The sequence below is a fragment of the Paenibacillus sp. FSL F4-0236 genome, assembly GCF_038000135.1.
Lineage (GTDB): Bacteria > Bacillota > Bacilli > Paenibacillales > Paenibacillaceae > Paenibacillus_AQ.
On record NZ_JBBOBK010000001.1, the window covers coordinates 25,997 to 40,206 of the forward strand.

The following is a 14,210-nucleotide window of genomic DNA, read 5'->3' on the forward strand; positions in this document are numbered from 1 at the left end:
TCAGTTCAGATTAAATGATTATTCTTCTTCTGCCCCTGATTTGCTTGTATTCTTGCGGATGGACCATATCGGAAGGCGCAAAAAGGTGTCTTTCAAGCCTTGAATATTTATCGGGCTTAGCGGTGTAAGGTAAGGTTGTCCAAAAGATTCAAGCTTACACAAATGTACAAAAATAAGTGTCAAACCAAATGATATCCCAATATATCCGAACAAAGAGGCCGCAACCATAAGTGGAAACCGCATAAATCGGATAGCGGAGCTCATCTCGTTGGAAGGGATGAGAAAGGATGATATGGCAGTCAATGCAACAACGATGATCATTGTGTAAGAGACCAATCCAGCTTTAACAATGGCATCCCCGATGACCAAACCGCCTACAATCCCAATGGTTTGACCTACACGGCTGGGCAGACGGAGCCCCGCCTCCCGCAGCAATTCGAATATGAGTTCAAGCAGCATTGCTTCAACCAACGGAGGAAATGGGATCCGGGTCAGTGAACCTTGAATCGTAAAAAACAATTGCAAGGGAAGGACACTGGAGTGATAAGAAACGGTGGCAATATAGAGCGCGGGCAGTTGAAATGCTGTTATAAAACCAATTAGACGGATAAAGCGGACAAAAGAGGCAATAAGCCATCGATTGCTATAGTCATCCGGCGTCTGATAGAAGGTAAAGAAGCTGGCAGGTACAATCAGAGCTGTGGGATCTCCATCCAGCAGGATTGTGACGTATCCTTTCAGCAAGTAGAAGGAGGTAAGGTCTGGACGCTCTGTATTGATATGTTGCGGAAATATAGAGTACGAATTATCCTCCGTTAATTCCTGAATAAAGCCGGTGGAGAGCACCGAATCAAGAGTGATTTTTTTAATTCTAGACTCTACTTTTTTTACCAATTCAGGATTGGCAAGGTTCTCCATATAGATTAAAGCTACCTTTTTGGGAGCGATTTTCCCAAGAGTGAAGTAGCGAATAGTAAGGTTTGGAGTAGTGATTTGTTTACGAATCTGGTATAAGTTAACCGTCATATCTTCAATAAAACCGTTATGCGGCCCCCGAATAACTGCTTCATTTAAAGGTTCGGTTATGGTTCGTTCGTGCTTGACAGGAGTGGAGAAGATATAAAATTCAGATAGTCCTTCTACAAAGTAGAGGCATCCGCCGTTAATAAGTCCCTGAATGCCGTTGGTTAGTTCTGTTTCCATACCGAAGCTGAGCGTTGTAAATAGCTTGGAAAGCTCTTTGTCTTTGTTATTGTCAATGGGAGCAATCACATTCCGCTCAATCAGTTCTGTGTCTGCCACGGACTCCAGATAAAAGAGAATTCCTTCAGATCCGTTAAAGGATATTGTTCTTTTTTTGAGATCATCTGTATAGAACAAGGCTGCTTCGATGTAATCGGCATTTTGATCTACAGTAGTGAATGAGATCTGAGTTTTGTTAGTCATTAAAGGGCGCTCGACTTTCGAATTTTTTTCTTTTAACGTTCCCGGATGATTTGCAGAATATTCCTGAATGAAAGTAACTAATTGGTATAGGAGGTTCGTCTGCACAGCTTGAGAAACAAAACGATTCACTTATATTAATGGATAAAGTGACAAACACTTCGTCAATATAGATAGTTTAATAAGATGAAGTAAAATAGTAATAAGAAATTTTAATTGAAATTTGCGAAATCCCGAGAGTATTTGTCAGGAATGTGATAGCATCCTTTTTAGGAATATGCTAAAATGACATAACGTCGTTTTCTCGACGCTGAGAATGTCAATAAACTATATTACATACAGAAAGATGAGGAGCCATGGCTGAAAATCAAACCCTTGATGCACTGCACACACCCGGTGCTGTCTTTTTTATCTTTGGGGCAACCGGAGATTTAGCCCGGCGTAAGCTTTTCCCGGCGATTTACAGCTTGTACCGTGAAGGTAAGCTGGCACATGATTTTGCGGTAATTGGCGTGGCGCGGCGCCCGCGTACTCAGGAAGAATTTAGAAGTGATGTGAAGGAATCCATCCTTGAATTCTGCCGTTATAAAGCGGGAGAAGAGAATGAATGGAATGAGTTTGTACAGCATTTTGAATACAAATCTCTGGACATCAACGATATTGATGGCTTCCGTGAATTAAGAGCTCAAACAGAAGCTCTTGAAGAGAAGTTCAGAATTCCGGGCAATCGGATGTTCTATCTTGCGCTGGCACCTGAATTATTCGGCAGTGTCTCGTTCAACCTTAAGGCTGGCGGCATGCTGGATAGCACAGGTTGGAATCGCCTCGTCATCGAGAAGCCTTTTGGATATAATCTGGAATCAGCTGAGCAGCTGAACGAGCAGATCCGTGAGGTGTTCAAGGAAGAGGAGATCTACCGGATCGATCATTATCTTGGTAAAGAAATGGTTCAAAATATTGAAGTCATTCGTTTTGCAAATGCTTTTTTCGAGCCGCTTTGGAATAATAAGCATATTGCCAATATTCAAATTACACTTGGCGAAACCGTAGGTGTTGAAGAGCGTGGTGGTTATTATGACCATGCTGGAGCGTTACGGGATATGGGCCAGAATCATATATTGCAACTGCTGACTATGATTGCAATGGAACCACCAAGCCGTCTGCTTGCAGAAGATATTCGTGACGAGAAGGTGAAGGTACTTCGTTCACTTCGTCCTTATGGTACGTCTGACGAAGTTCGTGAGAACGTCGTGAGAGCACAGTATATTCAAGGCTTGCATAATGGAAAAACCCTTCCTGCTTATCGTCAGGAAGATAAGGTTGATCCTGAATCGAGTACTGAGACGTATTTTGCTGCCCGTGTGTTTGTAGATAACTTCCGCTGGGCTGGAGTTCCTTTCTATATTCGTACAGGTAAACGTCTACCGGTGAAGACAACGGAAGTGGTAGTTGAGTTCAAGGGAATGCCAACCAATGTTTATTTGGGACAAAAGCATACGCTGGAGCCTAACCTGCTTGTTATCCGTGTGAACCCTATGGAAGGCATTTATGTAAAGATTAATGCCAAGAAGCCGGGTTCCGAGTCTGAAATTCAACCATTAGCTATGGACTTCTGTCAGAGCTGCTTGGTTGGAATCAATTCCCCGGAAGCTTACGAGCGTTTGCTTCATGACGCGGCACGTGGAGATTCCACTTATTTCACTCGTTGGGATGAGGTATCGTCGGCATGGTCGTTCGTGGATCGTATTGCGAAGGCTTGGAAGGAAGAGTCGAGTGATCTATCTGCTTATCCTGCTGGCACTTGGGGTCCGGTTGAAGCGGATCAATTGCTTGCTCAGGATGGCTTCCATTGGTGGCCGGTAAACGGTCAGGAAGAAGATAATGTAGTATGGCTGAAGAATAACTAAACTTTGCTTTAATGCTATCTCCCTGCAGAGGATGCAGGGAGATTTTTTGTAATGCTGAGATTAGAGAACACTCAGCCTCCCCAGGCCACTCTGGCTCCAAATGCCGCTCGGGCGACAGGAGCATTTTTTAAATAACTGCACTTTGTACAATTAAAATCACATATTGGGTGGAAATTAGTCTTTTAAGTGTATTCTCTGCAACTATTTTCTCCGCATAAGGCCGAAAAGCTAGCACATTGAATTTTTAATTGCATCAAATACAACTAAAGGCGATTGGAAATGCTAATACTTCTTATAAGTGTAGGAAATACAACTATTTTATTATAAGAGACTGTGGAAAAATGTGAAACGAAATCAAGGGAGGGGCCTATATTCAACGGGGGGCCATGGGGAGCCCTGTTTCAATTAATACACACCTCTTTGGGAGACCGAACGGACCTTATCCTCCGAAATGCATGTTTTAGTCGAGCTTAAGGACAAATGTATGCGAAAAACCGAATATAATGTGCCGCCGGTAACGTAAACGAGCCGATTGTATGCGAAAAACCGAATACAATGTGCCGCCAGTAACGTAAACGAGCCAAATGTATGCGAAAAACCGAATACAATGTGCCGCCAGTAACGTAAACGAGCCAAATGTATGCGAAAAACCGAATATAGTGTGCCTCCGGTAACGTAAACGAGCTAGCGCTGTTATCTGCCCTGAATCACCCGTGAATGGGCTTGTTATTAGGGAATAAGTGCAATAAGGACGCAGTCAGGCGTTTTTCTTGTTGAGCTACGGGAACTGGTGAACAGCATATAGACCTGATTTGGGAGATATTTTGCTGCAATAGCTTTTTAGTAGATAATGTCTGCCGGATTTTGATATACTTTAGAGGATGCTTTCACTTGAAGCGGACTGGAGCTAGACCTAAGATAGCTATTCATTCAGAAATGAAGGGGTATGAACGATGAGCAGAGCACCGATTTGAAGATAACCCCAGTGTAATTGAAGCAGAAGCAGGAATTTTATATATGAAGGGATATGTGTAATGAACAAAGCAATAGATCAGAAGCTGCAAAAGGAAGTGGACAGACGCAGAACCTTTGCGATCATTTCCCACCCGGATGCGGGTAAAACAACTTTAACGGAAAAACTACTGTTATTCGGTGGTGCTATCCGTCTGGCGGGAACGGTTAAGGCCCGTAAGGCGAACAAGCATGCAACGAGTGACTGGATGGAAATTGAAAAGCAACGGGGGATTTCTGTTACTTCCTCTGTGATGCAGTTTGATTATTTGAATCACCGCGTGAATATTTTGGATACACCAGGTCACCAAGACTTTAGTGAGGACACCTACCGTACACTAACGGCAGCGGATAGTGCGGTCATGCTTATCGACGTGGCAAAAGGTGTGGAAACCCAAACGACCAAGCTGTTTCAGGTATGTGCTAAACGTGGGATTCCAATCTTTACTTTTATCAATAAGCTGGACCGTGAAGGACGCAGTCCGTTTGATCTAATGGAAGAGCTGGAGCAGGTACTGGGTATTCGCTCTGTGCCTATGAACTGGCCGATTGGTAGTGGACGTGAGCTATGCGGCGTATATGACCGGATGAAGAATCAGGTGGAGCTGTTCCAAGGTGACGATCACTCCGTAATCAAGGTACAAAAGGTTGACGGATATCGTGATCCAATCATTCGTGAAATGGCTGGGGAATATCTGCATGATCAACTGTGTCAGGATCTGGAGCTGCTGGATGTAGCAGGCGATGCTTTTGACTATGAAAAAGTACTAAGTGGTGAACTCACACCTGTGTTCTTTGGTAGTGCGATCAACAATTTCGGCGTACAGACTTTCCTCGATAATTTCTTGGATCTGGCACCGAAGCCTGAACCACGCCGTAGTACTACAGGTTTGGTAGAACCAATGAACGAGAAGTTTACTGGCTATGTGTTCAAAATCCAAGCCAATATGAACCCGGCTCACCGTGACCGGATTGCTTTTCTACGTATTGTGTCCGGGAAGTTCGAACGAGGTATGAGCGTGAAGCATGTACGTGCGGGCAAGGACATTAAGCTGGCCCAACCGCAACAATTCTTGGCGCAAGACCGTGATATCGTAGAGGAAGCTTATCCGGGAGATATTATCGGGTTGTTTGATCCAGGTATTTTTAGAATTGGAGATACACTGAGTCAGGCCGGAGATTTGGAATTCGATGAGCTGCCAACATTCTCACCAGAGATTTTTGCTAAAGTGAGTATTAAAAATGCTTTGAAATCGAAGCAGTTCCAAAAGGGTGTCGATCAGCTGACTGAAGAGGGTATGATTCAAGTATTCCGTACGGTTAACTTTGACGATATTCTGCTCGGCGTAGTTGGACAACTGCAGTTTGAAGTGTTCGAGTACCGCATGAAGGGTGAATATGGTGTGGATGTTCAGTTGCAGCGTATGCCATACCAGTTCGCGCGTTGGATCGTAGATGATGCTAAACCGGATGCGAGTAAGTTCCGAATTAACTCTACGCTCGTTACAGATAAGAAGGGCAATTTTGTCGTGTTGTTCGAGAATGAATATGCTATGCGGACAGCGATGGATAAGAACCCGACAGCTACGTTCCTAGAGATGGCTCCAAAAGCATTGCTATAGTAAGGAAGCTACAACTTTCTGATTGTTAATAAAAACCTCCGCCTTCAGCGTGCAACTGCACAATGGGAAAGCGGAGGTTTTTGACTAGTTGCGGCTACCTATGACGTGATATTCCCGGGAGTAATCGTCTCCAGGTGATCATGCAGCATAGAAACCAAATTGTCTTGCTTAGCGGTGTCTAAGTCCTTCCATATCATTTCAAACACGGCGCCAAGTCCCGGGAGTGCTGCTTCCGGTCCGTCTACCGAGCCTTCAATCATATGCCGCAAATCTTCTTCAGATTGACCATGCACTTTATGAATAATCGCCTGGCGTAAGTCAATAGTAACCGGCATAAAGTACCTCCTTTTTGAAATATAGTGATATTCACTTCGTTTTAATGTACCCTGTATAGGTGCTGGAAATTCAAGTTTTTGTTCGTGTATGCTATACTGTTTTAGATATAGAAATGCTACGGGAGGTACATAAGACATGGCCAAAAAACAATATGCCATCATTGGCATGGGGCGTTTCGGATCCAGTGTTGCGAGAGCACTCAGCGGTATGGGGTTTGACGTACTTGCGATTGATGCGGACGAGCAGCGGACACAGGAGATTTCAAATATAGTAACACACGCCGTATCTGCAGATTCAACGGATGAAGAAGCGCTACGCGCACTTGGTATTCGCAATTTTGATGTGGTGGTTGTGGCTATTGGAGAGGACATTCAAGCAAGCATTCTTACAACTTTAATCCTGAAGGACCTTGGTGTACCAGCAATTATCGCAAAAGCAAAAAGTGAGCTGCACGGCAAAGTATTAGGGAAAATCGGTGCAGACAAGGTGATTTATCCTGAACGGGATATGGGAATGCGGGTTGCGCATCATTTGGCTTCGCCTAATATATTAGATTATATCGAGCTGTCGCCTGATTATAGTATTTTGGACATGAAGGTATCCGGATCGATGCTCGGGAAAAATCTACAAGAGCTCGATATCCGTGCAAAATATGGCTGTAACGTAATGGCTATTCGCCAAGGTGAAGAGATGAACATCTCCCCTCGCGCAGAGGATCGCCTGATCGATGGGGATATCCTTGTAATCGTTGGGCATAAAGATAACCTGACGAAGCTGGAGATCGCGTATCAGTAGGTGAGTATCCTGATAGAGTACGTTATTCCGAGGAAAGTTGGACTTCCGGTCGCTGTTGTCTCCAGATTTTTGATTTGAACCGCTTGCTGCGGATAAAATCCCGAGACAAAGGCGAACGCTTACGCTCCTACAGTTCCAAATTTCCTCTCCATAACGTAATCATCAGGTTTATAGGGGAGTAGAAAAGAAGAAGAATAAAGATAAAGAGCAAAAAATATAAGAGCAAGAATAACTGGCAAGGCATAAGAAAGGAAGACTTTATGGAAATCATGTCTCCGCAAAATACGCGGGTTAAAGAGTGGGCCGGGCTGCAGGAGAAAAAGCACCGTGACAAGGCTCGTAAATATATCGTAGAAGGCGTTCATCTGGTACAGGAAGCGCTGCTGGCTGAAGCAGATGTGGAATGCCTTGCTTATGACCTGGACAAGGGAATGCCCGCTGAACTCAAGGGGATTCTTCAGTCCGTTCAGGGCATGGATGTGATCGGCGTAACAACGGCGATCATCTCGAAATGCAGCAGCACTAATACACCGCAGCCGGTGTTCGCCATCGTGCGGAAGGAACAGCAGGCGGTAGAGGCTATCCTAGCGAAGAAGGATAGTCTGGTGGTTGTCCTGGACGGTGTCCAGGACCCTGGTAATGTCGGCACCATCATCCGTAGTGCGGATGCAGCGGGAGCAGACGGAGTGATCCTAGGCCAAGGCTGTGCCGACCTCTACAATCCGAAGACCATTCGTTCCACAATGGGATCGATGTTCCATCTCCCTGTGGTTGAGGGAGATTTAAGTGAGATTTTGCCACAGGCCCGGGAACGCGGGGCACTGCTAGTAAGTACTTCGCTGCAGGGAGAAGAATCGTGCTATCAGCATGATTTTCACGGCAGTCAGTGGCTGTTGATTGGCAGTGAGGGCAAAGGTATTTCGCCGGAAACTGCTCGACTCGTGGACAAGAGTATCATTATCCCGATGGCAGGCCGCGCTGAATCGTTGAATGCGGCGATGGCAGCGACGATTTTGCTGTTTGAGGGGATGCGACAGCGAGAGGTATAAGCTGCTTCTAAAAAAGGAACGGACGATAAAAAACTGCAAGCTCATGATTGAGTTGCAGTTTTTTTGTCGTTTTTAAGAAGCCTGCTCAAACTGGCTATTGTAGAGCTCTGCATAGAATCCGTTCTGAGCCAGCAATTCTGCGTGGCTGCCGCTTTCCAAGATATCGCCGTCCTTCAGGACCAGAATCACATCAGCATTCTTGATCGTTGAGAGCCGGTGTGCGATAACGAAAGAGGTTCTGCCTTCCATAAGCTTATCCATCGCCTGTTGAATCAGCAGCTCTGTACGGGTATCCACTGAGCTTGTAGCTTCATCAAGAATGAGCATTGGCGCATCTTTCAGCATCGCGCGAGCGATGGTCAGCTGCTGCTTTTGTCCGGCGGACAGATTAACTTTATCGTTCAGTACGGTGTTGTATCCGTCACTTAAGGATTTAATGAAGCGGTGCAGGCCAACGGACTTGCAAGCCTCTATAAGCTTCTCGTCTGTTATGTTCTGCTGATTATAAATCAGGTTCTCTTTGATGGTACCCTCAAACAGCCAGGTATCCTGCAGGACCATACATAACAAATCATGAATGTTCTCTCTCGTCAGGCTGCTGATCGGCGTGTCATCGATGTAGATTTCTCCGCCCGTCACTTCGTTGAACCGGATGAGCAGATTGACCAGCGTAGTTTTGCCTGCGCCGGTAGGACCAACGATCGCCACTTTTTGCCCAGGTTTTACATCTGTCGAGAAGTTATTGATAATCAGTTTTTCTGAAGTCTCATACGCAAATTGTACTTGGTCAAATTTTACTTTACCTTTAGCAGTTGGCAGTGTGTTCTCTTTATGGCTCTCGTCTTCCATTTCCTCAGCCTCCAGAAATTCGAACACGCGTCCGCCGGCTGCAGATGCAGCTTGCAGGCTCTGCGCGGCCTGGGCAATCTGGGACAACGGCTGGGTAAAGTAACGTACATACATAATGAAGGCGACGATAACCCCAAATGAAATCGTACCGTTCATGGCGAGTACACCTCCAACGATACAGACGGCAACGAATCCTAGATTACCAATAAAGCCCATCAGGGGTGGCATCAGCCCAGAGAGGAATTGCGCTTTGAAGGCGCTGTTCTTCAGTCCCTGATTTAATTCCTGGAAGGTAGTGCGCATCTGCGCTTCGCCATTATATGCTTTAACTACATTATGTCCTGTGTACACTTCTTCGACATGACCGTTGATTTTACCTAAATACTCCTGCTGGCTAGCAAAATATTTCTGCGATTTCTTCATAATGACCACCATAAGGCCAAAGCCGATGATCGTTGCCACGATAGCGGTAAGGGTCATAATTACATTGGTCTTCAGCATCATGACGATCGAACCGACGAACATAGCTAAGGCGGTTACGACATTACCAATACTCTGATTCATCGATTGCCCGATGGTATCTACATCATTCGTTACCCGGGATAAAATATCACCTGTGGCCGATTTATTATAGTAGGATATTGGAAGTTTGTTCATTTTATGAGCCAGATCAGTTCTTAATTTCTTCGAGACCTTCTGGGTAATAATCGACATGATCAAGCCTTGCGAGAGTGACAACAACGCACCGACGCCGTAAATTACGACGAGGGTAATGCCAATGGTAGTAATGCCGTCCATATCGATGCTGCCGGCAAGACCAGCTGTAATTTTGTCGGTGATCTCGGAGAGTTTGTCCGGACCGAATAACGTGAGCACCGTTCCAGCTGCCGCGCAGATTAGCGCAATCACAATAACCGGAACATATTTACGGCAGTAGCGGAGCAGCTTGCTCCATGTATTCTGGCCTTTATTTTTGGTTTTCATTTATGCAAGCTCCTCCTTCGTAAGCTGAGAATAAGCAATTTCCTGATAGACGTCGCAGGACTGCATTAGTTCGTCATGCGTTCCCATACCTGCGATTCGTCCGGCTTCCAGCACAATGATCTTGTCGGCATCTTTAATCGTACCAATACGCTGTGCAACGATCAGCATCGTTGAATCATGCGCGTCTTTCTTAAGCTCACTGCGCAGTTTGCGGTCAGTCTTATAGTCAAGCGCGGAGAAAGAATCGTCAAAGATTAATATTTCTGGACGCCGGGCAATCGCTCTGGCAATCGACAGCCGCTGTTTTTGCCCGCCAGACAGATTCGTTCCGCCTTGGGCGATATGGGCATCATAGTTCCCCTCTAGCTTTTCTACAAATTCAGAGGATTGGGAAGTGTACACCGCATCTACAATATCTGAAATGAGGACCTGACCGGATCCGTTCTCACCAAATGCAATATTGGAGGACACTGTTCCACCAAATAGAACAGCCTTCTGAGAGACATAGCCCATTTTATTCCGCAACGCTTGCTGGTCGTATTCTCTGACATTGATACCATTTACCAGCACTTCGCCTTCTGTAGCATCATAGAAACGGGGAATGAGGTTAACAAGTGTACTTTTCCCGCAGCCTGTAGATCCGATAAAAGCAACCGTCTCCCCCTGCTTCGCCGTGAAGCTGATGTTCTCCAACACATATTCCTCTGCATCTGGATATTTGAAGCTAACCCCCCTGAATTCAATTTCATCTTCTCGCTTCACAGGGAATTGAGTTACTGATCCATTCTTCAAGCTAGGTACTGTTTCTAGCACTTCATTGATACGCTTAGCCGATACTTGAGCACGGGGCAGTAGAATAAAGATCATAATCAGCATCATAAAGGCCATAACCACTTGCATGGCATAAGATGAGAATACGATCATATCTGAGAACAAGCCCATCTTGGCAGTACCCTCGGCTGCTTGAATGAGCACTGCACCCACCCAATAGATGGAGAGACTGAGTCCACTCATAATCAAAGTAATACTCGGCATCAATAGGGTCATTACATTGTTGGCAAATAGGTTGGTGCTGGTAAGCTCGTTGTTAGCTACAGCGAACTTCTGTTCTTGATATTCCTCGGCATTATATGCCCGGATGACACGAAGACCGTTAAGATTCTCTCTGGATACACGATTCAGATTATCTGTAAGCAGCTGCAGCTTTTTAAATTTAGGCAGGACGAGCACGATACAGACTGCGACAATAACTACTAGCAATGCGACCGCGGCACCTGTCGTAAGAGTCCACTCCCAGCTTTTGCCCGAAATCTTGAGTATCGCCCACACTGCGAGGATGGGTGCTTTCACAAGTAGCTGTAAGCCGATCACAATCAGCATTTGTACTTGCGTGATGTCATTCGTGGAACGGGTAATTAGACTGGCTGTTGAGAAGTTACTGATCTCCTCCATCGAAAAGGATTGTACCTTATCGAACAATTTGGAACGCAATCTTGCAGACAAATCGGCTGCTATTCTTGCAGCAATGCCCGCTACAACAACCGAGGTCGCCAGACTGCCAAGAGCACAGAGCAGCATCCAACCGCCTGCGACAAGGATTTCATTCATTTCGCTCCCTGGTGTCTGGATCAGCCGGGTAATATCACTCATGTAGTCAGGCAGTTCTAAATCCAGCCAGACTTGAGCGATAATGAACATGAGACTGATACCGAATAAGAACCATTCTTTGGGTTCCAGATTCTTGAGTAATTTCAACATAAGAATGACTCCTTTGCATTATCGTTGCTATGATCTTAACGAAGAATGATAAACTGAAAGTTAACTTTTGCTATGAAAAGAAAGAAGAGACCGTCCCTTAAGCCATAGAATGACTACTTGGGGTGGTCTCTTGTGTTTGAGCAGATATACGTGAACACATTAGCATTTTATAAAAAATATACATAATCTATGAATTCTTCAATAAAATCTGCGCCAGTTTCACTTTTCCTTTTTTGATACATTGTGAATCCAACACTTTCGTACATCCGTTGAGCAGGGTTTAAATCGTCATTCGTGGTTACAATAATTTTTGTTACATCATTCTGGGTGATTCTATTAACCGCCTCTTGAAGCTGGATTTTACCATAGCCATTGCCTTTATGTTTTGAAGCAATGCAATTATGCCCAATTTCTGCATACTCAGGCATGTTTCTCGGGTCCCACACCACAAATCCGATGGGTTCATCATTTACAGTTGTGATAAAAGCATATTTATCTGCAATTTGTAAATGGTCAAAGAAAAAGTTGTCAAAATCCTGCCAATCAGAAATAGAGTTTTGTTCATATCTGCGATCAAATGAATACGCATCTGTCAATAATTCAAGGAGAATTCCCCGGTTAAAGCCGCTCAGTTTTTTGAAATGTACACTCATTTACTGGTAACCCCCAATTCTTTATTTACCTTTTTAAAATCGGGGAGCAGCACGGTAAAAGTGGTTCCTTGCATTGGAACACTGTCGCAGGTGACGGTTCCGCCGTGCAGCTCAATGATTTTTCGGACAATCGTAAGCCCCAGGCCATTACCGGCAGTAGAGTGAGAGGTATCTTGCTGATAGAACTTGTCGAAGACCTTGGGAAGTGCACTTGGACTGATGCCTGCTCCATTATCACGGAACGTAATTTCAACCTGATCTTTCAACTGCCTCATAGTAACTTCGATTTCGCCGTGCTCGGGAGTGAATTTAATCGCATTGTCCAATAAATTCAGCCAGACCTGGTTCAGCATCTCTTTATTCCCAGGTACCATATAGTCCTGTACGTTTGCTTTGAAGGAAATATGCTTTTTCGTAAGTTTAGTATGCAGTAGCAGGACACATTGGCGAATTTGTTCTCCGACATTGAAGGGCTGCCGGTCGGTTAATATGGCCTGTGCTTCCACTTTGGAGAGGTTCAATACATTGGAGGCCAGTGTAGCCAGACGGGTAGATTCCTCGATAACAATATCCAGATATTCATTCCGTTCATCCTTACTCAGCTCGTCATCCTTCAGGATTTCAGCGAACCCTTTAATCGATACAATCGGAGTACGGAATTCATGGGAGAAATTGTTTACAAAGTCTGTTCGCAGAATTTCAATGCCACCCAGTTCCTCGGCCATCCGGTTAATATTCTCGGAAAGAATCTTGAACTCCGGAGGGTGCTTGAGCTGCAGACGCATGGAGAAATCGCCTCCGGCCAGTTGGTCAATAGCATCAATAAATGTGCGGATTGATTTCAGCATTCTGCGACTGGTAATTACTGATGTGACGGTGCCGATAATAATGCAGGCAATCAATATAATCAAGGTGAGAATTTTTTTGTCCTGAAGAATCCGCTCATCAAGTAGGCCGAAGGCCAAGGACAAGTAGGTCAGAATTCCGGTGATTAACACTGTAATGAGGAAAATAATGAATACAGCAAGCGAGAAGTAGATTGGCAGACTGATTTTGCTGCTTAGCTTTTTGATCATTTTCTCACCGCCTTGTATCCGAGACCGCGGACGGACACAAGTTCGAATTCCGGATAGTTTTCAAAACGTTTCCGCAATCGGTTGATATGTACATTAACCGTAGTGTCCGTAGTCTCGCTGTCCATCCCCCAGATTTCGTCCATCAGCTGGATTCGAGTGAAAATGCGCTCCGGATAGGATAAAAGCTTATAAAGGAGATGGAATTCCTTCTGGGGAAGCATCTGTTTTTCATTGTCTCGAGTTACTGTTAACGTATCAAAATCAAGAATAATTTTACCGACTACAAGCTTACGGGCGCTTACAATCTGCGAGCGGCGCAGTAGGGCTTGTATTCTCAACAGCATTTCTTCTGTATCTACAGGTTTGGTCATATAATCGTCGGTTCCGAGGCGAAAGCCTTTTTTCTTATCTTCTGGAAGCTGTTTGGCCGTGGCCATGAGGATCGGGATCATGTTGTTCGCATTCCTTAGCTCTTCAGCAAATTCGTAACCATCCATCCCCGGCATCATGATATCGAGGATAATCAGATCAATGTGCTGGATTTCAAGAACTTCCAGTGCCTGGATTCCATTCTCGGCTGTTAACACTTCATAACCTTCCCGTTTCAGGACAGCGTTCATCAACTTTCTGACATGCTTATCGTCTTCCACAACGAGGATCTTAATCATGGTTTCACTCCAATAGGTTTCGGATTTGACCCTTTTCCCCATAATTCTAATTGATAAAA

The 14,210-nt window shown here is 44.9% G+C and carries 11 protein-coding genes; 4 read left to right on the forward strand and 7 right to left on the reverse strand.

Annotated elements, in window-relative coordinates:
- Nucleotides 1–18 precede the first annotated feature (18 nt).
- Complete coding sequence (locus NSQ29_RS00205; protein ID WP_340972814.1) at nt 19–1,446, reverse strand: spore germination protein; 1,428 nt, start codon at nt 1,444–1,446, stop codon at nt 19–21.
- Between the two features lie 353 nt (nt 1,447–1,799).
- Between NSQ29_RS00205 and zwf the strand changes: the two genes are divergently transcribed.
- Together zwf and NSQ29_RS00215 are read left to right on the forward strand one after the other, a co-directional pair.
- A complete protein-coding gene (gene zwf / locus NSQ29_RS00210; protein WP_042191750.1) occupies nt 1,800–3,350 on the forward strand; it encodes a glucose-6-phosphate dehydrogenase in 1,551 nt (516 codons plus the stop codon).
- A 1,034-nt stretch (nt 3,351–4,384) separates the two neighbouring features.
- Nucleotides 4,385–5,983 carry a peptide chain release factor 3 gene (locus tag NSQ29_RS00215; protein WP_076285313.1) on the forward strand — a complete coding sequence of 533 codons (1,599 nt, stop codon included), beginning with the start codon at nt 4,385–4,387 and terminating at the stop codon, nt 5,981–5,983.
- Between the two features lie 98 nt (nt 5,984–6,081).
- On the opposite strand, the gene NSQ29_RS00220 is transcribed toward NSQ29_RS00215, so the two are convergent.
- Nucleotides 6,082–6,318: a small acid-soluble spore protein SspI gene (locus NSQ29_RS00220; protein WP_042130985.1), complete on the reverse strand. Its 237-nt coding sequence runs from the start codon at nt 6,316–6,318 to the stop codon at nt 6,082–6,084.
- 136 nt (nt 6,319–6,454) lie between these two features.
- On the opposite strand from NSQ29_RS00220, the gene NSQ29_RS00225 reads away from it, so the two are divergent.
- Both NSQ29_RS00225 and NSQ29_RS00230 read left to right on the forward strand, forming a co-directional pair.
- On the forward strand, nt 6,455–7,114 hold the full coding sequence (locus NSQ29_RS00225; RefSeq protein ID WP_076285312.1) for a potassium channel family protein: 660 nt from the start codon (nt 6,455–6,457) through the stop codon (nt 7,112–7,114).
- Between the two features lie 260 nt (nt 7,115–7,374).
- Entirely contained in the window at nt 7,375–8,163 is a 789-nt protein-coding gene (locus NSQ29_RS00230; protein ID WP_341124030.1) for a TrmH family RNA methyltransferase, read from the forward strand.
- A 72-nt stretch (nt 8,164–8,235) separates the two neighbouring features.
- On the opposite strand, the gene NSQ29_RS00235 is transcribed toward NSQ29_RS00230, so the two are convergent.
- The 5 genes from NSQ29_RS00235 to NSQ29_RS00255 all read right to left on the reverse strand — a co-directional run bounded on the left by NSQ29_RS00235 (nt 8,236) and on the right by NSQ29_RS00255 (nt 14,151).
- Nucleotides 8,236–9,996 carry an ABC transporter ATP-binding protein gene (locus tag NSQ29_RS00235; protein ID WP_341124031.1) on the reverse strand — a complete coding sequence of 587 codons (1,761 nt, stop codon included), beginning with the start codon at nt 9,994–9,996 and terminating at the stop codon, nt 8,236–8,238.
- The gene (locus NSQ29_RS00240) at nt 9,997–11,754 is read right to left on the reverse strand and encodes an ABC transporter ATP-binding protein (protein WP_341124032.1); all 1,758 of its coding nucleotides are present in this window, start codon (nt 11,752–11,754) and stop codon (nt 9,997–9,999) included.
- A 167-nt stretch (nt 11,755–11,921) separates the two neighbouring features.
- Nucleotides 11,922–12,407 (reverse strand): GNAT family N-acetyltransferase, encoded by a 486-nt coding sequence (locus NSQ29_RS00245; protein WP_341124033.1) that lies wholly within the window; start codon nt 12,405–12,407, stop codon nt 11,922–11,924.
- Nucleotides 12,404–13,483, reverse strand: coding sequence for a HAMP domain-containing sensor histidine kinase (locus tag NSQ29_RS00250; RefSeq protein WP_341124036.1), 1,080 nt, complete (start codon nt 13,481–13,483; stop codon nt 12,404–12,406). The genes NSQ29_RS00245 and NSQ29_RS00250 overlap by 4 nt, the downstream gene beginning before the upstream one ends.
- Nucleotides 13,480–14,151 carry a response regulator transcription factor gene (locus NSQ29_RS00255; RefSeq protein ID WP_076285307.1) on the reverse strand — a complete coding sequence of 224 codons (672 nt, stop codon included), beginning with the start codon at nt 14,149–14,151 and terminating at the stop codon, nt 13,480–13,482. The genes NSQ29_RS00250 and NSQ29_RS00255 overlap by 4 nt, the downstream gene beginning before the upstream one ends.
- Between the last annotated feature and the right edge of the window lie 59 nt (nt 14,152–14,210).